Genomic DNA, 26,027 nt, shown 5'->3' on the forward strand with positions numbered 1-26,027 from the left:
ATAATTACTTTCACAACATATCAAATACGGATTGCCAAAAATCCGGCCTGCTAAACAGGTTATACAAGCGCTGGTTTTTTGACCGGTTGGCGTTGTATTGCTAATACCCTTCAATTTTAGTTAAAACTACTTATTTACATAGAGCAACTGTACTTCTGTGCGGTTAGCTTTTTATCCTCAAAAAAATGGAGCAAAAATCCAATAAACAAATAGTATTAGATTGTTACCGCAAAATAATCCGTGACCTTGATCTTTCCCTGGTCGATATGTATATTAAAGAAAATTACATCCAGCATAGCCCCAAAGTAAAAGATGGTCGCACCGGCTTGCTTGAAATGCTGGCATTTCTTAAAACATTACCAAAGCCTTCAGAGCCCGGGCCGTCGCCAATCATAAGAGTCATTGCGGATGGAGACCTGGTGGCCGCTCACCTGGACATTAAATTTATGGCGCAACGAGTAGCAGTTATCGATCTCTTCCGGCTCGAAGGTGGGATGATTGCCGAGCATTGGGATGTGGGGCAGGCGTTGCCTGCTGATGAAGATGGCGAAGTAACAATGACTAACGGAACTTCAATAATTGATGAAGCTGCTGATTCAGTAGCCAACAAACGTTTAATCAGCAGGATGTTTGAAAGCAGAGAGAGAGCATTTCAATATTTTGCATCAAATTACCTTGAACATAACGCATCGAATAAATTTTCACTCACCGGCATTATCAAAGTTCACCGGATAATAGGCGAGGGGGATTTTGTTGTAGCACACTGTGAATCTACAGTGAATATTAAAGTATTTTCACAATTTCATATTTTCAGAATTGGGGCAGGTGAAATTGCTGAGCATTGGAGTGCGGAGCAGGAAGTGCCGGATGCAATGGCACATGGGAATGGGATGTTTTAGTATTACCCCCTTTACTGGCGGGTGGCTGTGGGGACACAGCCACCGGGGTTGGGGTAAAGAGTTTCCGATGCTCCCAAGAATGACTTTCTTTCAACTCTCCCCGTGGCTGTGTCCTCACAGCCACCAACATGCTAGGCGAAGATGTATTAGGTTTAAAGAAAATTAATAAATTTAACCATGGAGCTAAACACAATTTTTTTTTACACCGTAGCCATAGTCGATTGGATTCCACTTTTAAAGAATGAAAAATTTAAGCAAATCGTATTGGATAGTATTATTCACCTGGTGAAAAGGGATAAGCTGATTGTTTATGGTTTTGTGATTATGCCAAACCATATCCACATCATATGGGAATGTAAAGCTAAAAACGGCAAAGAAATGCCGTATGCCAGTTTTATGAAATTCACAAGCCATGAATTTTTAAAGGAGTTGAGAACGACCAATGATCCTATGCTAAATAAATTTAAGGTGGATGATGTTAGCCGCGATCACCAATTCTGGCAAAAGAAAGGTTTGCCGATTATTATGTTCGACAGAAAGATATTGGAGCAAAAGTTAGATTATATCCATTTAAGCCCATTGCAGGCACATTGGAATTTAGTGGACGATCCAAACGATTACTATTACTCATCCTGTTCCTTTTATGAGCGAGGAGATGATAAGTTTGATTGGTTAACTCACTATATGGATGTGATTTGAGTGAGGTGTCAGCAGAGTTGCAGGGGCAAATTCTCTAACCTATCTGCGGGTGGCTGTGGGGACACAGCCACCGGGGAGAAGAAGGAAACAAAGAAAGGCGCCGATTGGCGCCTTTCTTTGTTTATATTTTTAATCAGCTTACACCGAAAAACTTTCCCCGCAGCCGCAGGTTCTGCTTGCGTTAGGGTTATGAAAATTAAATCCCTTCCCGTTTAAGCCGTCCGAGAAATCAAGCTCGGTACCGGCAAGGTACAGGAACGACTTCATATCAAGGGCAATGCGGATATCGCGATCTTCAAAAAACTGATCGCCCTTCTTCATTTCGTTATCAAAATCAAGGTTGTATGATAAGCCTGAGCATCCACCTCCCTGAACAGACACCCTCAGAAAATACGAAGCATCAAGCCCCGAATCTGTCATCAGGTGATCTATTTTACTTTTTGCTTTATCAGTAATTGTTATCATTTCTTTAGTTAGATTCAAGAATCAAGAAAGCAAGAATCAAGAAAAATATATTCTTAAATCCTGACTCTTATTGTCTTGTTTCTTCTTAGTGATGTACTTTTTCGCTTTCAATTGGCGCCATACCGTTTTTAACGCGATAGTCGTTAATTGCTGCTTTGATAGCGTCTTCTGCTAAAACAGAGCAGTGAATTTTTACCGGCGGTAATGCCAGTTCTTCAACAATATCCATGTTGTCAATCTTCATGGCATCGTCAATGCTTTTGCCTTTAAGCCATTCTGTAGCTAATGATGATGACGCAATTGCCGAGCCACAGCCAAATGTTTTAAATTTAGCATCAGTGATCATGTTGTTGTCATCAACCTGGATCTGCAGGCGCATAACGTCGCCGCATTCAGGGGCACCAACCAAACCGGTACCTACCTTGTGGTTACTTTTATCCAAAGTGCCAACATTGCGGGGGTTGGTATAGTGATCGATTACTTTATCTGAATAAGCCATTTTCTTATATTTTTTTAATAGTTGTTGTTATATAAATAAATCCGAAATCGAAAATCCGATTTCCGAAATTAAATTAGTGTTCTGCCCACTCAATTGAGTCAAGGTCGATACCTTCTTTAAACATTTCCCATAGTGGTGAAAGTTCGCGGAGATGGGTTACAGCCTTTTTGGTAACTTCAATAGCGTAGTCAACTTCTTCATCGGTGCTGAACCTGCCTAATCCAAAACGGATTGATGAGTGCGCAAGGTCGTCTGACAAGCCTAAGCTCTTCAATACATAAGACGGCTCTAACGAAGCCGAAGTACAAGCCGATCCTGAAGATACAGCCAAATCCTTCATCGCCATCATTAAGCCTTCGCCTTCAACATATTTGAAAGAGATATTGGCTACATGCGGAAGGCGGTGCTCAACGTTTCCGTTTACATAGCTTTCTTCGAGCACGGTTAATGATTCCTGTAACCTGTCGCGCATAGCGGATAAGCGTTTTGCTTCGCTTTCCATTTCTAAACCGCAAAGCTCACATGCCTTACCAAGGCCAACAATGCCAGGTACGTTTAATGTACCAGAACGCATACCGCGTTCATGGCCACCACCGTCCATTTGGGCAGTAACTTTAACACGCGGTCCTTTACGGCGAACGTATAATGCGCCAACGCCTTTAGGTCCGTATATTTTGTGTGCTGATAATGCTAATAGGTCGATTCCGTCAGCATTAACATCCACAGGGATTTTTCCAACTGCCTGTACAGCATCTGTCATAAACAAAGCGCCGTATTTGTGTGCAATGGCCGAGATTTCTTTTATCGGTTGAATAACACCGATCTCGTTATTGCCATACATAACAGATACCAGGATAGTATCGTTAGTCATTGCTTGCTCAAGAACTTCAAGGTCAAGTATGCCATCTTCCTTAACAGGTAAATAAGTAACCTTTCCGCCAAGTTTTTCAACGTGTTTGCAGGCATCTAACACCGCCTTATGCTCGGTAACAGTAGTTATAATGTGGTTGCCTTTGTCTTTATACATTTCAAACACACCTTTAATCGCAAGGTTGTCTGACTCTGTAGCGCCTGATGTAAAAATAATTTCTTTCTCATTGGCACCTATCAGTTTAGCTACCTGCTCGCGGGCATAATCAACGCCTTCTTCGGCTACCCAGCCAAACGGATGGTTACGGCTTGCTGCATTACCAAATTTTGTTGTAAAATAAGGCAACATCGCTTCAAGTACCCGTGGATCCATTGGCGTGGTGGCGTTGTTATCTAAATATATTGGAAGATTCATAGTCAATAGTATTAACAAAAACAAAGATAGGTAAGTTTTATTTAAAATCATTCAAAATAAGCAGTAAATTACCTTTAATTTACAATATTTGGACATGAACAAGATTGAACATATAGGTATAGCGGTTAACGATTTGCAAAGCGCGGGGAATATCTATGAGAAACTGCTTAATACTAAGGTTTATAAAATTGAAGAAGTGCAGTCGGAAGGTGTGAAAACCGCGTTTTTGATGAATGGACCCAATAAGATCGAGTTATTGGAGGCATCAAACCCCGATAGCGCCATCGCTAAGTTCATTGCTAAAAAAGGAGAGGGAATTCACCATATTGCCTTTGAGGTAGATGATATCAGGGCGGAGATGAAGCGTTTAAAGGAAGATGGATTTGTATTGTTAAATGAAGAGCCAAAATTAGGGGCTGATAATAAATTGGTGTGTTTTGTGCATCCGAAAAGTGCTAATGGGGTGTTGGTGGAGTTGTGTCAGTCGGTAATTTAACTGGTTGATAAATTTTATGTTATGAAGTATTTATTTCCATTAGCCATATGTTTATTCATAGTTAACTCAGGATGCGACTCTGGTAGAAAACAAAAGAGCAGAGATTGGAATTCTTTGACTGTTATATCAGAAGATCACACCGTTATAACTATCAATAATTTTGATGATACTTCACTAGTGAAATTTTATGACAACGGTGGGTTTTTTACAGGTCGGCATAAATTAAAAATTGATTCTTCCAAAGCATATTTTACGATGAAAGAGAAAGATAGTTTGTTCAATTTAGCAAGCGATATTATATCTAATCCGGTACAGCCAAGAGCATCTTGTACGGATTTTGTTGGTGATCTCAAACTAATTATTGATTATGGTAAACTTCCGGGCATATTCAGGCAATCAGTAGAGTACAGTGGCGTTTGTAACTGGGATACATTGTCTTTGCAAACATCGCATTTACATCAGATACTTAAAAGGAAGATAAAGGCATTGCAGAAATAATCTAACCCAATCAACCATTCACTAAAAAATAAATTTACCTTTTTCATATTTAAAAATAATTACTACATTTGCACCTCTTTTATAAGAAGTAAATAACAATGAAAAAAGATCTGCATCCATCAAACTATAGATTAGTTGTTTTCAAAGACATGTCAAACGACTATGCCTTTATCACTAAGTCATGCATCGACAGCCGCGAATCCATTAAATGGGAAGATGGCAATGAATACCCGTTGATCAAATTAGAAATTTCTCACACTTCACACCCTTTCTATACTGGCAAAATGAAGCTGGTTGATACTGCAGGGCGTATTGATAAATTCCGCACCCGTTACAACAAAAAATAATTTTGTTTCGATAAAATATTTACAAGTCTCCCGGTACATCGGGGGACTTTTTTTATTTTTGCACCATGGCAATTATCCTTTTTGACGATAACGCACACCAAACTCTTCTGCCTTTAACTTTTACCCGACCGGTTGCCGACTTGCGAATCGGCATTCTTACCATTGCCGAGAAGTGGGCCAAATATCTTAAACAGGATTTTTCATTCCATACCCAGCCCTGGCTGCGTGGAAAGTTCCCGATAAGAATTGAGAAGGAAAATATATTTATCAACGGAGCTGTTTGCCCCGATGAAAACCTGCTGGATGCAATTGATAAGCTAAAAAGCGGTGAAGCATTAAAATTTGAAGACAAGCTGATCGCTGTTAAATTAAATGAGGCAGATGCTGCTAATTTTAATTGCGATGTTGAATTTTCATCAATAACGTTATTGGAAAACGCCCCGGTGGTGATCAAATTCCCCGAGGATATTTTCAAGAAGAACGATATTGAACTGCGCAAGGATTTTAGCAGCCTTACCAAAGGACGAACCAGCGCAGTAATCAGCTCAACCAATACCATCATCGGAAACGATTTTTTTGCTGAAGAAGGAGCAATTGCAGAATGTTCAACCTTTAATACCACTAACGGCCCTATTTATCTTGCCAATAATACTGAAGTTTGGGAGGGTACACACATCCGAGGCTCATTTGCCATTTGTGAACACTCCCAGGTGAAAATGGGGGCGAAGATCTATGGAGGCACAACCGTTGGCCCGTACTCAAGGGTAGGGGGCGAACTTAATAACGCAGTGATCTGGGGGTATTCAGCCAAGGGCCATGAGGGTTATCTCGGCAATTCTGTGCTGGGTGAATGGTGCAATATAGGTGCAGATACCAACAACTCAAACCTTAAAAATAACTATGAGGAAGTGAAGCTGTGGGATTATCCCTCGCAACGCTTTCGCAAAACAGGCTTGCAATTTTGCGGCTTAATTATGGCCGATCATTCCAAATGCGCAATAAATACCATGTTTAATACCGGAACGGTAGTAGGGGTTAGTGCGAATATTTTCGGCGCTGGCTTTCCCCGCAATTTCATTCCTGATTTTTCATGGGGCGGTGCGCAGGGCCTTGATGTTTATTCCATCAAAAAAATGTTTGAAACGGCCGAAAGGGTTTTCGCCCGTAGGGATCATCGTGAATTTGATGAAAACGAAAAGCATATTTTAGAAACTATTTTTGAACTAACGAAGGAATTTAGGAGATGATGATGGTTGTAGAGGTTGTAGGAGTTGTAATTGTTTACTACAACCACTACAACCACTACAACATTTACAACCCTTACAACCCTTACAACAACTTTAACAACTAACCACCATAACAACACAATCATGAGAAAAAAAATTGTTGCCGGAAACTGGAAAATGAACCTCGACTATAACGAAGGTTTAAGCTTGTTTTCTGAAATAATAAATATGTTTAAGGACGAGGCTACAGGTCAGCAGCAAGCTGTTATTTGCAGCCCGTTTATTCAGTTGCACAGTCTGGCTCAACTGGCTAAAGGCTACAATAATGTTGCAGTAGGTGCACAAAATGCTCACCAGGCCGAATCAGGTGCTTATACCGGTGAGATCTCTGCAAAAATGATAAAATCTGTTGGTGCTGAATATGTTATATTAGGTCATTCTGAACGTCGCCAGTATTTTGGCGAAACCAATGAACTGCTTGCTGCAAAAACTGATACCGCATTAAAAAATGATTTAAAACCGATATTCTGTATCGGCGAAACTTTACAGGAAAGAGAAGCAGAAGAGCATTTCAATATTATAAAGAGCCAGTTGGTTGAAGGTGTATTTCACCTTGACGAAACAGACTTCGCAAAACTGGTAATTGCCTATGAGCCGGTTTGGGCTATTGGTACAGGTGTTACTGCATCGTCAGAGCAGGCGCAGGAGATCCATGCTTTTATCAGGATAGAAATTGCCGCAAAATATGGTCAGGAGATTGCAGCCAATACCACCATTTTATACGGGGGAAGCTGCAATCCTAAAAACGCGCCTGAATTGTTTGCACAACCGGATATCGACGGTGGTCTGATCGGTGGCGCGTCCCTGAAATCCCGCGATTTTATCGATATCGTGAAAGTGTTTAATTGATTTAGAGAGATTAGAAGTTAGAGATCCGAGACTAGTTGAAATAAAAAAACTAATCTTTTAAACTAACCTCTAGTCTCTAACCTCTAATCACTAACATGAAACACCTCCTCAGAGTTATCCTCCCGCCGTTCATTGGCTTCTTTATCTACTTTGTTGCGATAAGGTATAGCACGCTATACTTTACCCTGCAAATTGATAAAATGGGCGTTGGTAACCTGACGAGTTTTATGGCTTTTTACCGGTATACTTTACCATTGCTGTTTTTAGTAGCTGTATTAACGCAATATGTTGTGATCGCGCCGGTATGGAACGGGATGGAGAAAAAGACAATTGCTGATAAGATAAATGTTATCATTGACCTTTGTTTTATTTGCCTGGTGTTTGCCCTTGGCATAAGCTACGCCATTTGGGAACCGCAGCGCGGAGTCAGTAACCTTGTTAAGCTTGTGGGTTTTATGACGGCGGTACAATTAGGCTATTGGTTTATTAACCTGCTCGTTTTATACTTGTTCGAAGACCGTTGATTTTGCTGTTTTTTGATCTTAAATCTCACGTCTCAAATCTCATATCTAAAAGAAAATGAACTATTACGAACTTCTTTTTACCACCATAGTTACTGAAGATTACCAACAGGATTTGCTTATAAATGCTTTGGGAGAGATTGGCTTCGATACCTTTGAGGAAGTAGAGTTTGGCTTTAAAGCTTATATTCCGGTAGGTGATTTTAACCAGGAAACCCTGGATACAACATTATCAGTTTACCAGGATATGTTCACGTTTAGTTACGAGCTCACACTTATCCCCCAAAAAAACTGGAACGAGGTTTGGGAAAGTAATTTTGAGCCGATAGAGATAGGTAACCAGATCTTTGTACGTGCAACCTTTCATCAGCCAAAGCCGGAAATTCCTTACGAGATAGTTATCGACCCTAAAATGGCGTTTGGGACCGGGCATCACCAGACTACTTCGATGATGTTACAGTTGACGCTTGAAAATGATTTTGCCGGAAAAAATGTACTGGATATGGGCTGCGGAACTGGCATCCTGGCTATTATGGCATCAAAATTAGGCGCCAAAGCGATAACAGCAATTGATTACGACCCGGTTTGTTATGAAAGCACAATTGAAAATTCTCACCTCAATAACGTTCAAAATATTAAAGCCTTATGTGGTTCAAAAGAGGCTATTCCGGAAGAAATTTTTGATATCATATTAGCGAATATCAATCGCAATATCCTGCTTGATCAGATGGGGCGTTATAGTGAAGCGCTAAAAGCCGGCGGCGAAATTTATTTCAGTGGGTTTTATGAAACTCCGGACCTTGACATAATTTCCAGTGAAGGCGGTAAATATGGCTTAAAATACATCAGCCATAAAAAAGACAAAGACTGGGTAGCTGCAAAATTTGTGAAATAAGAGCCCACCTGTATAAACCGGGCTTTGGAAATATATAATTTATGTTAAATATTCGTAAATTCCGGTTATTTTTTTCTATATTTAGTGAGCAAAAGACAGGTTGTTGAAGCCTGATTTTTTTCCCGGTAAATGAAAACATATCTTGTTCCTGTAGATTTTTCTGAAACAGCAACCCATGCTGCTGAATTCGCTGCGGCTTTGAGTCACCAAACACAGGTGGAACATATCATTTTATTGAATGCCTATTACGTATCGATATATGAAACGATGCTGCCAAACCCTGATATGGTGTTGGTAAGGGAGGAAGAAATTGAACAAAATGCCGCCGACCGGGTAGCAAAGCTGGAGGACTTTAAGCAGCATCTTTTAAAACAGGTTAGGCCTGGTGTTAAGATAAGTACACATTTGAACCGTTCACATTTACTAAGGGCGGTTGTTGAAAATGCTGTTAGCAGGAACGCCGACCTGGTGATCCTGGGCAGCAAGGGTAACAGCAGTAATGACGATGCAAAAATAGGCAGTCACGTAGTTAAGGTATCAAAAGCCTGCCCGGTTCCAGTGATTGTTGTTCCGCCGGCGTATAATATTGAAGAAATTAGCCGCGTTGTTGTTGCCTGCGACTTTAAAAAAGTAACAGAAGCTGCTCCCCTGGATTCGCTGGTAAAACTACTCAACAGGAAGAAATTTGATCTGCTGGTAGTGAATATTGACAATAAAGCCGGCAGTAAACCTGAAGACGCTGAAAGGGCAGCTGAGCATACTGCCTTATATGGTGTGTTGAAGCAGTATGACCCTAAGTATTATTTTATTAAGCAGGCAGATATTATTAATGGGATATTGCAGTTTGCCAGCGATCATGACGCGCAAATTGTAATAGCGCTGCCGCATAAATACAGTTTTTTGCAATCGTTGCTACAGACAAGTGTTTCGAAACAGTTGCTTGAAAGTGCTGCTGTGCCTGTATTGTTGCTGAAATAATAAGTTTGGTTTATTAGTATAAGTCGCAAAAAAAATAGATATTAGTTTTTAAATAATAACAATAGGTATAATATATTATATGTGAGTAATAACTTAACTTCACATTAAAATAAAATAGTATACAAAATTGTTGATAATTAGATAGATATTGAATATTATTGTAACTTTATTAACTATCGCGAAATCTTTTAACCTTTAATGTTATATGAAGACACTCGGAAAAAAAATCAGGTTATTACGTCATCAAAAAGGATGGAGCCAGGAGGATGTTGCTAAAAGATTGGATATTTCTATCCCCGCTTTTTCAAAAATTGAAACAGGTATTACTGATATCAACCTATCAAGGCTTGAGCAGATAGCAACCCTGTTCGAGATGTCGGTAGTTCAGTTGCTTACTTTTAGCGATTCTGAGCAGGATCAGAAAATTATTAATGAACTTGAAACCATCAATAAAAAGTTAATGGACCGCGAAACAGAGGTTATTGATTTGCAAAAAAAGGTTATAGAGTTGTTTGAAGAGTTAAGGCACAACCGAGTAACAGCCTGAAATTAACTGCATGGACGTAATCGGACTAACTATATTAGTCCGGTTAAAATGACTTGATAAATTCGCTGTTACTCGTGCCCGTTAAAGATATGACGCATTGTTAAATGCTTCTTACCAAATACCGCCCCCATTGCATTGTGCATTGCTATCATTTTTTCGTTAAAATCACCAACCCACGAAAGTTCAAGTTCTGTATATTGATTTAAAGGCAAAACATACTCGCCAAGCGTTATGAAAAGTGCCGACTCGATTCCATGATTTTGAAATTTTTGTTTTGTTCCCATCACAATAGCCCTCATTCGCGAAACACCCCTCCACCTATTGTATACAAATTTTAGTTTACCAATAAGGTTTAACTTGCCTTTTAAGGGCTTTATCATGGGGTTGGCATCCGGTAAAACTATAAGAAAGGATACCGGTTCATTATTTACATAGGCGAACCATATCAGGTTCTCGTCCATCAAAGGTTTCATTTTATTAAAACTTTCGGCAATGGTGGCGTGTGTTATCGGTACAAAATTTTCAAAATCCCGCCAGGCATCGTTATAGATCTCTATGAAATCGGCTGCGAATTTTTCTATGTTCTTTGCCGTTAAATGCTTAAATTCATAACCGGGCTTTTGGGTAACCCATTTGGCTATTTTGTAAAATCTTTCGGGAAATGGTTTTATTATGTCTAAATGATTGGTGATCTGTGCGTAAAGCGTTTCAAACCCGTACTCCTCAAAGAAAGCCTTGTAATAAGGTGGGTTGTAGTTCATGCCGTAGGAGGGAGGAATAAATCCCTCAACCAGTAAACCCCAGAAATTATCATTTTCACCAAAGTTTATCGGCCCGTCCATTGCCTGCATTCCATTTTCGCTCAACCATTTTCTTGCGGTGTCAAATAATAAAAAAGCGGCATCCCGGTTGTCTATACATTCAAAAAAACCCATGCCGCCGGTAGGTTGCTCATAATTGTAGGCCTTTTTGTTGTTGATAAAAGCTGCAACCCTACCTATCAGTTTTCCACTTTCGTTGGTTAAAACCCAACGTGTACACTTGCCGTCGTTGTGGAAATTGTTCGTCGCCGGATCAAAAACTGCTTCAATGTCATTGTCAAGCGGACAAACCCAAATCGGGTCGTCTTTATAAATTATCCTGGCGGTATCTAAAAAAGCTTTTTTGGTAGTCTTGTCCTTAACCTCGGTTACAGTCATAAGTTTTGTATAGCAGTGGCAAATATAAAAAAAGCATCCTAAGGCATGGCCCGGATGCTTAAAGCACTTCTATTTATTTAAAGATTAATAATCGTCGTCGTCGTCGTCGTCCCCGTAGTTTTCAAACCCTAAATCGTCTAAAGGGCCGTCAAAATCGTCGTCGTCATCATCCACCTTTTTCTTCGGTTTCTGATCGAGAGTCGCATCATCATCTTCATCTTCGTCGGTGTCTTCAACTTTCTTGTTTACAGGTTTTTTTGGAGTTCCCATCGCCATGAATTTTATAGTAATTTTTTTTCAATTAATAAGTGCATTTAAAATGCAATAACTTAATCTGGTCTTCTTATTTCTTAGTAAAAATAATCAAAATCATTTTCAATAAAAACATCATTTTAAAAAAAATATTTTTCTGTTGTTTTACAGGGAATTAATTATTCTGATTCTTCGCCTATAGATGTAGCAGCGCTGGCAAAATCCTTCATTTGAGGTAATTCGCTGATGTCGTTTATTCCAAAATAGTCCATAAACAATACACTGGTGCCATAAAGGATAGGTTTACCCAATGCTTCCGATTTGCCTACAATGGAGATCAATTCCTTTTCCAATAGTTTTTGAATCGAGTAGTCACAGTTTACGCCCCGGATCTGTTCTACATCAGGCTTTGTTACCGGTTGTTTGTAGGCTATAATGGCAAGGGTTTCAAGTGCAGCCTGGCTCAATTTCTTTTTTGAGCGCTGCGCCTGCAGCAGGCTTATTATTTGGTGATAGTTTTTCTTTGTTAAAAATTGATATCCGTTACTTACTTTAACCACTTCAATAGCAAATTGCTGGTCGCGGTATTTATTGGTGATGTTTTGCAAGTGGCCATTAATCTCTTCTTCGGTGAAATCCTGTTCAAAGGCTGATTGCAGGCAATAAATAATCTCTTCGGTACGGATGCTTTGTTCCGATGCAAATATGAGGGCCTCTATGTATTGTTCTATATTGTCCATTTGGAGTCCGGAAGTAGACCGCTGATTTTATTGATTAAATGATTTCGCTGATTAACTAACTGCTTAGTAATTTATCACCTGCTCTTCAATAGCCGCAGGAATTTCGCGCCAATCGTATTTTTGGGTACGCAGCTGCGGTTCGAAGCCTGCCTCCCTGATGGAATCCTGGATGCCTTTTGCTGTGAAGCGGTGCGGAGCTCCTGCTGCAGATACCACGTTTTCCTCAATCATGATAGATCCAAAATCGTTGGCGCCGGCATGAAGACACAATTGGGCCACTTGTTTACCAACTGTTAACCATGACGCCTGGATGTTTTTAATATTAGGCAGCATAATGCGGCTCAGGGCTATCATACGGATATACTCATCGCCGGTAACATTGTTGGTAATGCCTCTTACTTTACGTAACAAGGTGCCGTCATCCTGGAACGGCCATGGAATAAACGCAACAAACCCGTAATGGCCTTCAGGTTTTTCTGACTGTACCTCGCGGATCCAAACCAAATGTTCAAAGCGTTCCTCAATAGTTTCTATATGGCCAAACATCATTGTAGCGGAGCTTGGCAGGTTCAGTTGGTGAGCTGCACGCATTACGTCGAGCCATTCCTTGCCGCCACATTTGCCTTTGCTGATAAGTCGGCGAACGCGATCGTTTAATATTTCAGCACCGGCACCGGGTAATGAATCAAGTCCGGCAGCTTTTAGTTCCTTTAAAACATCGTAGTGGCTCATACCCTCCAGCTTGGCAACGTGCGCAATTTCCGGCGGACCTAAAGAGTGAAGCTTAAGGGTAGGATATAGTTCCTTTAACTGTTTAAATGTATCTGCATAAAATTTTAATCCCAAATCAGGATGGTGGCCACCCTGCAGCAACAACTGATCGCCGCCGTAGCGGAAGGTTTCCTCGATCTTTTGTTTGTAGGTTTCTATATCGGTTATATAGCTATCCTCGTGGCCGGGGCGACGGAAAAAATTACAGAATTTGCAATTGGCGATACAAACGTTGGTAGTATTCACGTTCCTGTCGATCTGCCAGGTTACCTTGCCATGAGGCACCTGGATCTTGCGCAGCTCATTGGCCGTGTACATCAAATCGGCGGTGGAAGCATTTTTGTAAAGAAAAACTCCCTCATCCTGCGTTAAAAAATCAAACTGCAAAGCGCGTTGCAACAGATCGGCTGTGTTCATGCACAAATATACGAAGTAGGAGGTGAAAGGCGAAAGCAGAAAGGTAAAAGCGGGATGAGGGGAAAAGTTTTACAACAAAAAAACAAAAAAGCTTTCTGCTTTGATCTTTTCGCTTTAAGCTACATTCCCTTTATCCAATTTCAAAACCTTAGTCACACTATCCGGAATTTCATGCTGGTAATGCGTTACATAAATCAGCGTAACGGTGCTTAGCCGGCAAATGGTATCAACCAGGGTTTTAAAATGATGTTGCTGGTGATCGTCAAGGCCCTGGCAGGGTTCATCAAAAATAAGCAGGTCGGTATTTTTGATGAGAGCACGTGCCAGCAGACAGAGGCGTTGCGCACTTGCGGGGATGTTCTTTAACAATACGCGTGCGTATTTATCGATCTCCAAAGCCTTCATCCAACGCAGGGCGGTGTCAGCTTTTGCTTTTTGTGATGGGCGGAACAGCCCAAGTGTATCATAATAGCCGGATTCAATAACCTGTAAACAGCTGTTGTCGGTAGGGAAGTACTGGTGTAGTTCAGGAGAAACAAAGCCGATCTTGCTTTTTATATCCCAGATGCTTTCGCCGGTGCCGCGTTTTTTATCGAACAAGATAATATCATTGGCGTAAGCCTGCGGGTTATCCGCATTTATTAAACTAAGCAGGGTCGACTTTCCGGCTCCGTTCGGCCCGAGCAACGCCCATCTTTCACCGGGGACGATCTGCCAGTTTATTTTATTTAAGATTACTTTTTCGCCATACTTGATAAATACGTCGTTCATTTTAACGATATATTTATAAGCAGATTTATTTGTGTTGGGGTTTAGTAACGCTTTTAGCTCTTCATTGTCAACTTCGTCCTCGTCATGTTCAATAAATTGCTTTGGATCAAATTTATCCCTTGAAACGCCCTGGATTATTACACCGTCCTGCAAAACAGCAACATCGGTTATGGCATCCGGGATCTCGTAAGGCGAAGTAGCCATAATTATTGTTATACCCGATTTGATGATCTCGTCGATAATAGCATTAAATTCTTTGCGCGTTTGCACATCCAGCCCGGTAAGGGGGCTATCCAGCAATAGCAAAACAGGAGATTTTAATAATGCAGCGGCCAGCATCAATCGTTTGGTTTCGCCATTTGAAAGTTTGATGATCTGCTTGGTTAGTAGCTCGCCGAGGTTTAAAAGTTTTGTTGTTTTTTCAAAGGTCCAGTAAATGTTTTTGTCGGATGCCGGTTTGATGGAATGTAAATATTGCTCAACCGTAAGTGCATCTTCCGAGTCGGAGGAATTATAACGTTGCTGGTAGTAAAAATCGCTGGTGTTCGATAGGTTTTTAAAGTGATGTTTGGGCTCAACCAGGGCTATCAGCTTATGATGGGTGAGGTGCCCGTCAGTGTTTGGGGTATCCCGAAGAAATTCATCGAAAAAGTGAAAGTTAATTTCGCCCCCGGTTATATTGAAGCGGCCCGCAATAGTGTGTAACAAGGCGCTTTTGCCTGAGCCGCTTTTGCCTATTAATGCCCAGCTTTTGCCTTTATCAACTAAAAAGTTTAAACCGGTAAACAGGGGGTTATTTAAAAAACGAACGGTGGCGTTATTTATAGAAATTAAGGGTAGATCCATCAGCGTATAAGTAGCCGGTAAAATTAATTATCTATTTGAATAACCCTGAATTAATTTAAAAACAGCTTTTTCGGAAAGCTAATAAAGCAAAAACGCCCGGTTATTGCTAACCAGGCGTTTTTGTTTTCACTAAAAGCGAAATTATTTTTTCTTAGCAGTGTCAGTTTTAGCTTTAGCTGAATCAACCATTTTCTTAGCTGTGTCAACCATTTTCTTAGCTGTATCAGTCATTTTAGCTGAGTCCATTTTAGCTGAATCTGTTTTAGCTGAATCTGTAGCAGCTGAATCAGATTTACCTTTACAAGCAGCGAAAGAAACTGCGATAACTAGAGCTAAAGCGCCCATTTTGAATGCATTTTTCATGTTAATTTTCTTTTTAAGTGATTAAATAGTTTCAACTTAATACCTCAAAAAGCAAAAGGTAACCCATGAATTTAAAAAAAAATCGCAGATTACCTTTTAAAAGTGTAAAAACTAAAAAATTAACAGAAAAATCCTATCAGATTATTTCTTTTTAGTAGTGTCTTTTTTAGTAGTGTCAACTTTAGTAACAGTGTCTTTCTTTACAGTAGAGTCAACTTTAACAGTAGAGTCAACTTTAACAGTTGTATCAGCACCATCTTTTTTTGCACTACCACCGCAAGCAGCAGCAGAAACAGCAATAACTAAAGCAACGAAACCTAATTTGAATGAATTTTTCATTTTTTTATATTTTAAATGTGAGTGTTTGTATCATTAATACCGTTGAATTAAAAAGGTAACCCATTAAAATTAAAAAAAAATATAAATCCCATAGTTTTAGTAGTTTTAATGTGAGTGATTATATTCAAAGATGATTCGGGTCCCGTGTAATTACTACTCTTTACCTTTTTTAGTGGTGGTTTTTTTAATTTCCACTTTACTTGAAATTTTCTTACTTATCGTATCCGTCTTCATGTCCGAGGTGTCAGTTCCCGGTTTTACTGTGTCTACTTTTAAAGTTGTGTCGGAATGTTTGATGGTGTCTTGTATGGTTGATGAATCTGTCTTTGCGGAGTCGGTACCACCGGATGATTTGTTACCTTTACAGGCGCCCATAGATAAAGCGATGAGAAGTGCCAATAGGGGAAGTTTTGTTATATTTTTCATGAGTTTGTTGTTAATGTGTTGATAGCTAACAAAATTTACAATTGATAGTTTGGCTGGTAGGAGCTACGTATTGAATAATCAACAGCGGGCAGCTATTTTTCAACACTTATAACATCTGTAACGCTAACAACGTTAACAGGCACTCCCGCTAAAACAGGAAAAATATTTTAGCTTTAATTTTTTTTTATGAATAATGGGTTACAATTTCGCATAAATAGTATTAAGTAGTGAGTAAAGAGTTAAACAGCGGTGTACCAACGGATAGTGAAGTTATTCTAGGTATCCTTAACAATTCGGAAAGTGTATTAAAGCGGCTATACATCGCATACTTTCCGATGATATTACAATTGGTTATTAATAATAATGGCGATTCGGACGATGCAAAAGACATTTACCAGGAAGCCATAATTGTTCTTTATAATAAAGTTAAAACAGGCGATTTTGAGTTAAGCAGCAAGCTTAAAACCTATATCTACTCCATTTGCAGGCGGCTTTGGTTAAAAAGACTAACGCAAATGAACCGTTATGGGGGAGATATAAAAGATTTCCAGGAATACCTTACTGTTGATGATGAGACCGAAAAGAATAACGAGCGCGATATCCAGTTTAATAAAATGGGGAATGCCTTGCAGCTTTTAGGCGAGCCTTGTAAAACGATAATAGAAGATTTTTATATAAATAACAGATCGATGCAGGAAATCTGTGAAAATTTTGGGTACACCAATGCAGATAACGCTAAAACCCAGAAATATAAATGCCTGCAAAGGCTGAAGAAATTATTTTTTCAGCAGAAATAAGGAGAGTAAGGCTATGAGCGAGAATAACCAGTTAACAGAAACCATTGAACGTTACCTCAACGGCGAGATGACCAAGGCTGAACGTGCCCAGTTTGAAGAACTGCGTATTAAGGATGCCGACGTTAATACCAAAGTTGCCGAGCATAAGCATTTCACCAACCTGATAAAACAGTACGGTGAGCGCCTTGAATTAGAGCAGCGTTTGGATGCGATTCATGATGAGATAGATGTACAGGCTTTGGAAGATGAAATGATGATTCATCCTTCATGGATAATCAGGACATGGAGGAACCATCACTCTAAAATATCGGTGGCTGCATCTATAGCTATTTTTGCTGCGTTGTGTACGTTGTTTTTTACGGGATATTTGAGTAACAAACAAGTAAATTACGGGCAGTTGGTAGGCGAGATAGGTAAATTGAAAACCGGTCAGCATAACCTGCAGAACACAATTAATAGCCTTAGCCCGCAACATCCAACTGTTACCAATCCGGGCAATTTTAGGGGTACAGGTTTTGCTATCTCTTCAAACGGATATATTATTACTGACAATCATGTAATTCGCAATGCAGATTCAGTATACGTACAGGCGGCAGATGGCAAATCATATCGCACAAAGGTTATATATACTGAGCCTGCAAACGATATTGCAATTTTAGAAATAACGGATCCATCATTTAAACCGTTGGCTGCATTACCTTACACCTTCAAAAAGGCTGAAACCGATTTGGGCGAAACAGTATTTACAATTGGATATCCAAAGGATAATATTGTGTTAGGGGCAGGTTTTTTAACATCAAGCACAGGATTCAAAGGAGATACCACGCAATATCAAATTTCTGCCCTTCTTGATTATGGCCATAGCGGTGGTCCTTTATTAGATAGTAAAGGCAATGTAATCGGTATTGTAAATGGCAAGCAAACGCGTATTGAGGGTGCTGCCTTCGCAGTTAAAACAAGTTATCTTTTAAAGGCGATTAAAGATATTCCTGCCGACTCGTTAAATAAGCCACTTAACACAACCGGTAAAAACATATTGGCTGGTTTAGCCCGTCCGCAGCAAATTGAGAAATTAGAGAATTATGTGTTTATGGTTAGGGTTTACTCTAATCAATAAAGATCCCAAAAAACTATTTTATATAGTTCAGGGCGCTGTGATCATATCATAGCGCCCCTGTTTTTTATAGATGACTCTGTAAGTCGACGGGCGTTTTCGTTGGTATCACAATATTCACGACGATTTGCATGTCGCATAGGTGTTGCTCCTACAGGGCAAAGGATTAATTTGTTCCTTTTTCTACCAATATTAGACTCCTACGGAGCCACTTTTTTTTGATGGCAAGTCCTTTTTTGAGCAAACAGGTATTTTTTTCATCCGCATATCTGCACACCCACGCATTCGCACATCATCTACCTATCCACCTCGCCCAACACAAAGTCGATAGAGCCTACTATGGCGATCATATCAGCGATCATTACGCCTTTGGCGAGTTCAGGCAGTACGGATAAGTTATTAAAGCTGGGAGCACGGCATTTTACGCGGGTAGGGATCTCTGAACGGCCATCCGCCATAAAATAGAAACCAAGTTCACCTTTGGCTCCCTCGCACCTGACGTAATAGTCTTGTGCCTTCGGTGTGATCTTGCGTGGCATTTTTGAGCGGGGATCAAAATCAGGTGTGCGTTTTAGCTCGTTTTGCAGGCGGCTGAGGCATTGCTCAACCATTTTAACAGATTGTTCTATCTCGTCAACCCGCACTTTGTAGCGGTCCCAGCAATCGCCCACGGTGCCCATTTCGCCTTTACCTATTGGCACGTCAAATTCAAGTTCAGGGTAAACAGAATAATTGTCTATCCGGCGCAAATCCCATTTAAGACCGGAGCCGCGCAGCATGGGCCCGGAGCAGCCATAGTTAATGGCTACATCGAGCGGCAACACGCCTACATTGGCTGTGCGGCTAATGAATACCTGGTTATCGGTTAAAAGCTGGTTCAGCTCAACCATTTTGGGTTTAAAATAGGTTATAAACTCGCTGCAGCGTTCCTCAAATCCAACTGGCAGGTCGTAAAACAAACCACCCACCCAGATATAGTTGTACAACATGCGTGAGCCCGAGGCCCATTCCAGCATCCCCATGATATGCTCCCTGTCGCGAAAACACCACAGGAAGGGGGTGAATGCGCCGATATCAATGCCATAGGTGCCAATGGCTATCAGGTGCGAGGCAATGCGGTTCAATTCGCAAACCAGCACGCGGATATATTCAATTCTTTTTGGGATATCCTTATCAATGCCCATCATCCGTTCAACACCCATTACAAAGGCATGGCTGTTGTTCATTGATGCCAGGTAATCGAGTCTGTCTGTAAAGGGGATGGTTTGCTGGTAGGTTAATGATTCGGCATGTTTTTCAAAACAACGGTGCAGGTAGCCAATATGCGGAATCACTTCCTTAACAATCTCGCCATCGGTTATTAACTCCAATCGCAATACGCCGTGGGTGGATGGGTGCTGCGGGCCCATATTGAGCACCATGTCCTCGGTAGCTGCTTCGGCTATCTTTTGATAATAGTTGTTTAAAGCTTCGTCGTACTTGGGTGCTGTGGTATTCAATTCCGGATTTGTTTTGAACGTCAAATTTAGGAAATTCTACCGGATCAGTAGGGTATAAACAAAAAAACGCCCGTGGTTACTAACTCCACGGGCGACTGATAAACTATAATTACTAATCCCGAAATGGAACTTTCGAAATTAAAACTACATGCTCTTTAAGCGAAGCTTTCCTTAAGCTTGCTGGTTTGTGTTGCCACCCACGCATATGCGTACATAGCAACAGCTTTTGCTTTACTGTCCCGTTTTTTAAATGTCCATACATCCTGCATAAACTGCTTATGGTTTTTACTGTTAAGCGTATCAAAAGCCACAGAGATGGTCGGTGTTAGCGAGTAAGCAGTATGCCACATTCCAAACGGAATAAATAGGGTTTCGCCCGGCCCAACTGTGAAATGAATGGGCGTTGCATTCTTATACTTAGGGAATTTTTCGTAATCAGGCTCAAAAATGTTTAACTCAGAGCGCCATGGATCATCAGGGCGGGGATATAAAAATTCATCCTGGCCACGCGGGAAAACGGTAAAACGTTTTTCGCCATATAGTTGGGTTATCCAGGCATTTAAATGATAATAGTCGATGTGCAAATAAGGGAATTTACCGCCCGGGCCACCAATAAATAGTTCGGTAACGCCACCCCACTTACCAATATTAAACATTTTATTGTTAAGCCAGTTTGGCGAAGCATAGTTTAAATCAAGCGGGTCAAGCAATGGCATTAACTCAGGTAATGTTGCGGGGATATCAAAAATGATAGGGTAAACTGCAGGTTTTTCAACGGTGCTGGTTTCTACCATATCCATTATATCCTTCATTTTGTATGAGGTTCCCCGGCAATCGGTTTCCCGTTCAGGGAAATTTTCTCTAAACCAATCCGGTGTAAAAAGGCCGTTCGCCTTCCAAACCTTTGCTGCATTTGTAAAAACAAGGGGAATCCCCGGTTTGTAATGCTCCTCCATAAACTCTTCGTAAGAAATATTGTCTCTTCTTATGATATCCATAGTGCCAATTGATTTTAGTCGGTTTTACTAAATTGTTATTGGTTTATACGGACTTGGAATTTAAAAGGTTGGGGTTAGTTAATTAGAGGTTAGAGATCAGAGATTAGGTGAGAAAATAGCGGAGTTACCTTTGGTATTGGTTACCTAGAGACTAGGTAAGAAACGATGAAAATCGAGTTCGAGCAGCAAAAGATCGGCCGCGTTCAACTAATCTCTGATCTCCAGTCTCTAATCTCTAACCCTCAATCAACCTTTATTCCCTTATAATACTCGGCTGCTTTGTAATCCTTGCGGAGGGGGAAGCCTTCCCAATCGTCGGGGAGCAGGATGCGGCGGAGATCGGGATGGTTTTCGAAGAATATGCCCAGCAGGTCGTATGTTTCACGCTCGTGCCAATCCGCGGTGCGGTAAACGGAAGTTATGCTCGGGAATGTTGGCAGATCGTTTAAATCACGGGTGTTTTCTACGCTTACCTTCAGCGTTAATTGTGTTTGATAGGGGATAGAGGCCAGGTGATATACTACCCCGAAGCGGTTTGCCTCCACACCGTAATCTACACCGGTTATGCTGCTCAAAAAATCAAAATAAGTAAGGGGATTATTACGGAGTTCGAGGCAGACATCGGCAATACGATCAGGCGCTATAAGTAAAGCAGGTTGTAATCCGCCGGTTTCTTCGCCGGTAATTACCCCTACGCCAAATTTATCGACCAATAACGACTTAATCTCCTCAAAACTCATGGTGCTAAACGAACTTTTTTCCAGGTTTTGGCGTCTATCCTTTTATAAACTATGCGGTCGTGCAGGCGGCTTGGGCGACCTTGCCAGAATTCTATCAGGCGGGGCGTAACAAGGTAACCACCCCAAAAAGATGGTTTAGGAACTTCTTTTTCAGCAAATTCGGCTGCCAGCTCATCCCACTTTTTTTCGAGCAGATCACGGCTGTCTATTTCCTGGCTTTGCGGAGAAACCACAGCACCTATCTGGCTGTCTTTAGGGCGGGAATGGAAATATTTTTCGGATTGCTCCTTGCTTAGTTTTTCTATAGTTCCCTCAATCCTAACCTGGCGCTCCATTGACGGCCAAAAGAAAGTTAAGGCGCATACTGGATTTTTTGTAAGTTCTTTACCCTTACGGCTTAAATAGTTGGTGTAAAATGAAAAGCCGCCATGATAAACCCCCTTTAGTAAAACAATCCTTGCAGACGGAATACCATTGGTAGTAGCTGTTGAAAGCGTCATGGCATTCCGCTCAGGAACGTTTGCTTCCTGGGCCTCATCAAACCAAATCTCAAACTGTTTTATTGGGTCCGCTTTGGTGCTCGCTTCAGATAACGTAGCAGCTGTATAATCTACTCTTGTGTTTTCTAACTTTTCCTGATCCATCGATGCAAACTTACGAAATAATTATCCCGTATACAGAGAAAGAGACAAGATTCAAGATAGGAAAAAGTTAATTAGTTTTGATAAGGGAGCTGCTTTGTCGTGGCGCTTATCTTTAACTCTTTTTTGGAAAACGAACATATTTTTCCAATACTTGTTACATATATAAATTTAACCCATATGCTTAGTTCTATTTCGGCCGCCGCGGGGCGCTTGTTAATTTCGGAGCCTTTTATGACAGATCCGAATTTCAGGCGCTCAGTTATTATTTTAACAGAATACTCTGAAGCGGGAGCGATGGGTTTTATTTTGAATCATGCCAGCGAATTTTTATTGGGCGATATTCTGCCTGATCTTTCCTACTCGGAGATCCCGGTATTTATAGGCGGACCGGTTTCGGTCAATACGCTGCATTTTATTCACCGCTGCCCGGATAAAATTCCTGACGGTATTGAAATAGCCGAAGGCGTTTTTTGGGGTGGTGAATTTGAAGTGGTTAAGGAACTGATAACCAGCTACCAGTTAAATGCAGATGAGATCCGCTTCTTTACGGGTTATTCCGGCTGGACCCCAAAACAATTGGATGATGAGATAAAAGAAGACAGCTGGATAGTGGCTAATCAATTAAATATCGATACCATATTCTCCCAAAATGAAGAGACATTATGGCGCGAAGTGGTGATTGGATTAGGCCAGCGCTATGCGCATATCGCTAATTTCCCGGAAAATCCGGCGCTAAATTAGTTAATTAGAGACTGGAGATTAGAGACTAGTTGTTTTGAGTCCGAAAGTCGGTAAAGTCCGGAAGTCCGAAAGAAAGAAGTGCTTCAGACTTACGAAGTTTGCAAAACTTCGTAAGTCTGACGGAATTATTTTTCCATGCTTTGCGCCGATTCTTCTACCTTTTTCTTTAGATCTTCTTTAAAGGCGATTAAGTTTTTGACGATTTGTTCATCAGCTGTGGATAAGATTTGCGCGGCTAAGATTCCTGCATTTTTTGCAGCGTTAAGTGCTACAGTCGCTACAGGGATGCCGTTTGGCATTTGTAATATCGACAGGATAGAATCCCAGCCATCAATTGAGTTGCTTGATTTTACCGGGACGCCAATAACAGGTAAATGGGTTAGGGACGCCACCATCCCGGGCAGATGCGCTGCGCCGCCTGCGCCGGCTATAATAACTTTCAAGCCACGGCCGGCTGCTTCACGGGCATAGGTGAACATGCGATCGGGTGTGCGGTGGGCTGATACGACGGTTATTTCGTATTCAACGCCTAATTCCTTTAGCACATCGGCAGCGTCCTGCATTACGTTAAGGTCAGACTTGCTGCCCATTATTATGGCGACTTTGGGTTGGTTCATGGTTAATAGTTCATGATTCATAGCCGGATCAGTAAAACGGCTAATTCACTAATAATTTAATTATTTAAAACTGGTTCACTAATTGCGGTTCTAAATTACTGCTATGAACCATCAACTATGAACTAACTTATGCTATCACTTTCAACGTCTCCTGCACAAACCTTGCTTTCTCTATAGCCTTTTCACGATCCGCATCCACAATAGTAACATGCCCCATTTTTCGGAATGGCTTGGTTAAGGCCTTTCCATATAAATGTACATAAACACCGGGGCATTTCAATACCTTTTCAATGCCTTCGTAAACGGCAGGGCCCTCATATCCGGCCTCACCTAAAACATTCACCATTATAGCATTATTTAAACATGCGGTATCTCCCAGCGGTTGGTTAAATATGGCTCTTAAATGCTGCTCAAATTGTGAAACAACATTGCCCTCAATGCTTTGGTGCCCGCTATTATGAGGCCGGGGCGCAAGCTCATTAACCAATATTTTGCCATGTTTATCCAAAAACATTTCGACAGCCAGCAAGCCTACTATCTTTAGGTCCTCTGCTATTTTAACCGCTATTTGTGCAGCATCCTGCTGAATTTCAAAGGGCAGGGTTGATGGCGAAATCAAAAACTCTACAAGATTAGCCTGTGGGTTAAATTCCATTTCGACCAACGGAAATGTTTTTATCTCACCGCTTTCATTGCGTGCTACTATGATCCCTATTTCCTTTTCAAAATCAATCCACTTTTCTATCAGGCTGGGCTCAGTAAAAGCGCCTGCGAGATATGATTCGTCAATAACTTTATAAACGCCCTTACCATCGTAACCGTCTCGCCTTAATTTTTGAATATAAGGGAAAGAAATATGACTTTCCTTTAGTTGTTTGGGCGATGAAATCACCTGGAAGGGTGCAGTTGGGATGTCATTTTCCTTAAAGAATTGTTTTTGCAGGCCTTTATCCTGGATCAGGCGTATGATACGTGGCTGCGGGTAAACCATTACGCCTTCCTTTTCCAGCTGCTCCAGCGCGTCAACATTTACCTTTTCAATTTCGATAGTTAACAGGTCGACTTTTTTGCCAAAGTTGTAAACAGTTTCATAATCGCCCAGGGACCCGACAATAAATTCATCGCACAATTTGCGGCAGGGAGCTTCGCGGTCAGGATCAAGGACCTTTACCGTAACGTTATAATTTATAGCCTGTTGAATCAGCATGCGCCCCAACTGGCCGCCGCCTAAAATTCCGAGTTTAAGGTCTCCGTAAAATGCTTTCATTTAATGATGCAAGTTTAGCCTAAATCTTTCAAAAAAGCGGTATTTAAGGATACATCTGCCTAAAATTATACTTTTCTTCTTATCAGCCTAAAATAAAAAAACGTGTGCACTAATATAAATATAATGCCGGTTGAAAGGTAAAATATTGCAACTGCAGGTTGTAACCGCATATAAAGCACAGTAACGAGAAACAGGAGGGGGCCTGAGAAGTAAAGCAGTAACCTAACGGAGATGTTTTTCCAATACGCGGCATTTGTTAAAAATAACGACGGAACAGCCATTATTCCCAAAATCAAATTAAGAAGTAGCGCCCCGGAAATTATCGGTGGAACAACATGTGCATAGTCGTGCGGAGCTCCTTTTTGCGAAACTGCATAATAGATACAATTTGCCGCAATTGACAGTACAATTGAAATGATAAGTGTTTTGAAAAGATTTTTTGGCAGTCCGTTCATAGTAAAGGGCAAAATTAATAAAAACAAATTCAGAATTGTTTAGCCGGGATCACAGAGTATTAATCTGAATGTCAAAATCTGGCTTTGGTGTTAAACGAGCTCACTCGAAAACGGAAAAGCTATTTTTTGCTATACCGACTTTCGTAATTATTTACTATTTTGGATCATGGATATCCCAGGTGTTGTAGAAATTCCCTCTTTCCTTCAGAGCAAGACTGCTAAAAAACTCACATTTGGCACTGATGGTCTTCAGATTGAAAAACCGCTAAGCTTTGATCCAATAGTTTTGATCCCGGCAGAAGATATAAGCGCCTTCAGGTATGGCGTTACGTGGACGCGCGGATATCGGTTTGTGATTGGCCGACAATACTTTATAGAAATTAAACATGGCCGGGATGAAGTATTTAAATTAAAGCTCAGAAGTTTATATGGAATAAGGAAGCATGCCTATAATAAAGCCTGTATCGCCATAATTAACCAATTATGGAATGCCTATTTTAATAAGATCCTCAATGAATATATCGACTTATACAATAAACATGAAGTATTCGAATTTGTAGGCCTGAACTTTTTGTTTGAGGGGATACGATGGGACACTAAAAATAAATTACTTTGGAGCGAGATTGCCTTGAGTAAATACCGAACCTATTGCATGGTCTATAACGCCGAAAACGCCAAACAACATAAAAGCTTTACCTTTTCGACGGATTGGAATGCTTTAATTATGCAGCGTTTAATCGAATATATTATCGCTCACCCAAAATAAG

General features: G+C 40.8%; 32 protein-coding genes. 15 read left to right on the forward strand and 17 right to left on the reverse strand.

What is annotated here, in order from left to right:
- Window positions 1-185 precede the first annotated feature (185 nt).
- Complete coding sequence (locus tag KXD93_RS00235) at window positions 186-899, forward strand: nuclear transport factor 2 family protein (protein WP_258134842.1); 714 nt, start codon at window positions 186-188, stop codon at window positions 897-899.
- Window positions 900-1,076: 177 nt separating this feature from the next.
- Window positions 1,077-1,598 carry a transposase gene (locus KXD93_RS00240; protein ID WP_258134843.1) on the forward strand — a complete coding sequence of 174 codons (522 nt, stop codon included), beginning with the start codon at window positions 1,077-1,079 and terminating at the stop codon, window positions 1,596-1,598.
- 138 nt (window positions 1,599-1,736) lie between these two features.
- Here the strand turns inward: KXD93_RS00240 and KXD93_RS00245 are convergent, their stop codons facing one another.
- From KXD93_RS00245 to KXD93_RS00255, 3 genes are all read right to left on the reverse strand, one after another.
- The gene (locus KXD93_RS00245; protein ID WP_073401317.1) at window positions 1,737-2,063 is read right to left on the reverse strand and encodes a HesB/IscA family protein; all 327 of its coding nucleotides are present in this window, start codon (window positions 2,061-2,063) and stop codon (window positions 1,737-1,739) included.
- 85 nt (window positions 2,064-2,148) lie between these two features.
- Window positions 2,149-2,562 (reverse strand): Fe-S cluster assembly scaffold IscU, encoded by a 414-nt coding sequence (iscU, locus tag KXD93_RS00250; RefSeq protein WP_258134844.1) that lies wholly within the window; start codon window positions 2,560-2,562, stop codon window positions 2,149-2,151.
- A 73-nt stretch (window positions 2,563-2,635) separates the two neighbouring features.
- Window positions 2,636-3,847, reverse strand: coding sequence for an IscS subfamily cysteine desulfurase (locus tag KXD93_RS00255; RefSeq protein WP_258134845.1), 1,212 nt, complete (start codon window positions 3,845-3,847; stop codon window positions 2,636-2,638).
- A gap of 94 nt (window positions 3,848-3,941) precedes the next feature.
- Between KXD93_RS00255 and mce the strand changes: the two genes are divergently transcribed.
- From mce to KXD93_RS00300, 9 genes are all read left to right on the forward strand, one after another.
- Entirely contained in the window at window positions 3,942-4,343 is a 402-nt protein-coding gene (gene mce, locus KXD93_RS00260) for a methylmalonyl-CoA epimerase (protein ID WP_258134846.1), read from the forward strand.
- Between the two features lie 21 nt (window positions 4,344-4,364).
- On the forward strand, window positions 4,365-4,841 hold the full coding sequence (locus KXD93_RS00265; protein WP_258134847.1) for a hypothetical protein: 477 nt from the start codon (window positions 4,365-4,367) through the stop codon (window positions 4,839-4,841).
- A gap of 98 nt (window positions 4,842-4,939) precedes the next feature.
- The gene (locus tag KXD93_RS00270) at window positions 4,940-5,188 is read left to right on the forward strand and encodes a type B 50S ribosomal protein L31 (protein ID WP_258134848.1); all 249 of its coding nucleotides are present in this window, start codon (window positions 4,940-4,942) and stop codon (window positions 5,186-5,188) included.
- A gap of 65 nt (window positions 5,189-5,253) precedes the next feature.
- Complete coding sequence (locus KXD93_RS00275) at window positions 5,254-6,435, forward strand: GlmU family protein (RefSeq protein WP_258134849.1); 1,182 nt, start codon at window positions 5,254-5,256, stop codon at window positions 6,433-6,435.
- Window positions 6,436-6,558: 123 nt separating this feature from the next.
- Window positions 6,559-7,323, forward strand: coding sequence for a triose-phosphate isomerase (gene tpiA, locus KXD93_RS00280; protein WP_258134850.1), 765 nt, complete (start codon window positions 6,559-6,561; stop codon window positions 7,321-7,323).
- Window positions 7,324-7,418: 95 nt separating this feature from the next.
- The gene (locus tag KXD93_RS00285; protein WP_258134851.1) at window positions 7,419-7,847 is read left to right on the forward strand and encodes a hypothetical protein; all 429 of its coding nucleotides are present in this window, start codon (window positions 7,419-7,421) and stop codon (window positions 7,845-7,847) included.
- A gap of 55 nt (window positions 7,848-7,902) precedes the next feature.
- Entirely contained in the window at window positions 7,903-8,739 is an 837-nt protein-coding gene (gene prmA, locus KXD93_RS00290) for a 50S ribosomal protein L11 methyltransferase (protein WP_258134852.1), read from the forward strand.
- Window positions 8,740-8,868: 129 nt separating this feature from the next.
- Window positions 8,869-9,717 (forward strand): universal stress protein, encoded by an 849-nt coding sequence (locus KXD93_RS00295; RefSeq protein WP_258134853.1) that lies wholly within the window; start codon window positions 8,869-8,871, stop codon window positions 9,715-9,717.
- Between the two features lie 205 nt (window positions 9,718-9,922).
- Entirely contained in the window at window positions 9,923-10,264 is a 342-nt protein-coding gene (locus tag KXD93_RS00300; protein WP_258134854.1) for a helix-turn-helix domain-containing protein, read from the forward strand.
- A 68-nt stretch (window positions 10,265-10,332) separates the two neighbouring features.
- Here the strand turns inward: KXD93_RS00300 and KXD93_RS00305 are convergent, their stop codons facing one another.
- The 8 genes from KXD93_RS00305 to KXD93_RS00340 form a co-directional block, all read right to left on the reverse strand.
- Window positions 10,333-11,463: a GNAT family N-acetyltransferase gene (locus tag KXD93_RS00305; RefSeq protein WP_258134855.1), complete on the reverse strand. Its 1,131-nt coding sequence runs from the start codon at window positions 11,461-11,463 to the stop codon at window positions 10,333-10,335.
- 84 nt (window positions 11,464-11,547) lie between these two features.
- The gene (locus KXD93_RS00310) at window positions 11,548-11,733 is read right to left on the reverse strand and encodes a hypothetical protein (RefSeq protein WP_258134856.1); all 186 of its coding nucleotides are present in this window, start codon (window positions 11,731-11,733) and stop codon (window positions 11,548-11,550) included.
- Window positions 11,734-11,894: 161 nt separating this feature from the next.
- Window positions 11,895-12,455: an SMC-Scp complex subunit ScpB gene (scpB, locus tag KXD93_RS00315; protein WP_258134857.1), complete on the reverse strand. Its 561-nt coding sequence runs from the start codon at window positions 12,453-12,455 to the stop codon at window positions 11,895-11,897.
- 63 nt (window positions 12,456-12,518) lie between these two features.
- Window positions 12,519-13,643, reverse strand: coding sequence for a CofH family radical SAM protein (locus KXD93_RS00320; RefSeq protein ID WP_258134858.1), 1,125 nt, complete (start codon window positions 13,641-13,643; stop codon window positions 12,519-12,521).
- 114 nt (window positions 13,644-13,757) lie between these two features.
- Window positions 13,758-15,260 carry an ATP-binding cassette domain-containing protein gene (locus KXD93_RS00325; RefSeq protein ID WP_258134859.1) on the reverse strand — a complete coding sequence of 501 codons (1,503 nt, stop codon included), beginning with the start codon at window positions 15,258-15,260 and terminating at the stop codon, window positions 13,758-13,760.
- Between the two features lie 141 nt (window positions 15,261-15,401).
- On the reverse strand, window positions 15,402-15,623 hold the full coding sequence (locus KXD93_RS00330; RefSeq protein ID WP_258134860.1) for a hypothetical protein: 222 nt from the start codon (window positions 15,621-15,623) through the stop codon (window positions 15,402-15,404).
- Between the two features lie 141 nt (window positions 15,624-15,764).
- Window positions 15,765-15,962: a hypothetical protein gene (locus tag KXD93_RS00335; protein WP_258134861.1), complete on the reverse strand. Its 198-nt coding sequence runs from the start codon at window positions 15,960-15,962 to the stop codon at window positions 15,765-15,767.
- Window positions 15,963-16,115: 153 nt separating this feature from the next.
- Complete coding sequence (locus KXD93_RS00340) at window positions 16,116-16,388, reverse strand: hypothetical protein (protein ID WP_258134862.1); 273 nt, start codon at window positions 16,386-16,388, stop codon at window positions 16,116-16,118.
- A gap of 227 nt (window positions 16,389-16,615) precedes the next feature.
- Here KXD93_RS00340 and KXD93_RS00345 point away from each other — a divergent pair, with 227 nt between their 5' ends.
- Together KXD93_RS00345 and KXD93_RS00350 are read left to right on the forward strand one after the other, a co-directional pair.
- Window positions 16,616-17,185: an RNA polymerase sigma factor gene (locus tag KXD93_RS00345; RefSeq protein WP_258134863.1), complete on the forward strand. Its 570-nt coding sequence runs from the start codon at window positions 16,616-16,618 to the stop codon at window positions 17,183-17,185.
- Window positions 17,186-17,198: 13 nt separating this feature from the next.
- A complete protein-coding gene (locus tag KXD93_RS00350) occupies window positions 17,199-18,302 on the forward strand; it encodes a S1C family serine protease (protein WP_258134864.1) in 1,104 nt (367 codons plus the stop codon).
- Window positions 18,303-18,595: 293 nt separating this feature from the next.
- On the opposite strand, the gene KXD93_RS00355 is transcribed toward KXD93_RS00350, so the two are convergent.
- The 4 genes from KXD93_RS00355 to pdxH all read right to left on the reverse strand — a co-directional run bounded on the left by KXD93_RS00355 (window position 18,596) and on the right by pdxH (window position 22,180).
- Window positions 18,596-19,720 carry an NADH-quinone oxidoreductase subunit D gene (locus tag KXD93_RS00355; RefSeq protein ID WP_258135689.1) on the reverse strand — a complete coding sequence of 375 codons (1,125 nt, stop codon included), beginning with the start codon at window positions 19,718-19,720 and terminating at the stop codon, window positions 18,596-18,598.
- Between the two features lie 233 nt (window positions 19,721-19,953).
- Window positions 19,954-20,796 carry a cupin-like domain-containing protein gene (locus KXD93_RS00360; protein WP_258134865.1) on the reverse strand — a complete coding sequence of 281 codons (843 nt, stop codon included), beginning with the start codon at window positions 20,794-20,796 and terminating at the stop codon, window positions 19,954-19,956.
- Window positions 20,797-21,038: 242 nt separating this feature from the next.
- Entirely contained in the window at window positions 21,039-21,536 is a 498-nt protein-coding gene (locus tag KXD93_RS00365; protein ID WP_258134866.1) for an NADH-quinone oxidoreductase subunit C, read from the reverse strand.
- A complete protein-coding gene (gene pdxH / locus KXD93_RS00370; protein ID WP_258134867.1) occupies window positions 21,533-22,180 on the reverse strand; it encodes a pyridoxamine 5'-phosphate oxidase in 648 nt (215 codons plus the stop codon). Before pdxH ends, KXD93_RS00365 begins: the two co-directional genes overlap by 4 nt.
- 177 nt (window positions 22,181-22,357) lie before the next feature.
- Here pdxH and KXD93_RS00375 point away from each other — a divergent pair, with 177 nt between their 5' ends.
- Window positions 22,358-22,921, forward strand: coding sequence for a YqgE/AlgH family protein (locus tag KXD93_RS00375; protein WP_258134868.1), 564 nt, complete (start codon window positions 22,358-22,360; stop codon window positions 22,919-22,921).
- A 125-nt stretch (window positions 22,922-23,046) separates the two neighbouring features.
- Here KXD93_RS00375 and purE read toward each other — a convergent pair whose 3' ends face one another.
- Together purE and KXD93_RS00385 are read right to left on the reverse strand one after the other, a co-directional pair.
- A complete protein-coding gene (purE, locus tag KXD93_RS00380) occupies window positions 23,047-23,538 on the reverse strand; it encodes a 5-(carboxyamino)imidazole ribonucleotide mutase (RefSeq protein WP_258134869.1) in 492 nt (163 codons plus the stop codon).
- 127 nt (window positions 23,539-23,665) lie between these two features.
- A complete protein-coding gene (locus tag KXD93_RS00385) occupies window positions 23,666-24,805 on the reverse strand; it encodes a 5-(carboxyamino)imidazole ribonucleotide synthase (protein ID WP_258134870.1) in 1,140 nt (379 codons plus the stop codon).
- Window positions 24,806-25,426: 621 nt separating this feature from the next.
- Here KXD93_RS00385 and KXD93_RS00390 point away from each other — a divergent pair.
- Complete coding sequence (locus KXD93_RS00390) at window positions 25,427-26,026, forward strand: hypothetical protein (protein ID WP_258134871.1); 600 nt, start codon at window positions 25,427-25,429, stop codon at window positions 26,024-26,026.
- The last annotated feature ends 1 nt before the right edge of the window (window position 26,027 follow it).

The sequence above is a fragment of the Mucilaginibacter phenanthrenivorans genome, assembly GCF_024721155.1.
Taxonomy (GTDB): Bacteria; Bacteroidota; Bacteroidia; order Sphingobacteriales; family Sphingobacteriaceae; genus Mucilaginibacter; species Mucilaginibacter phenanthrenivorans.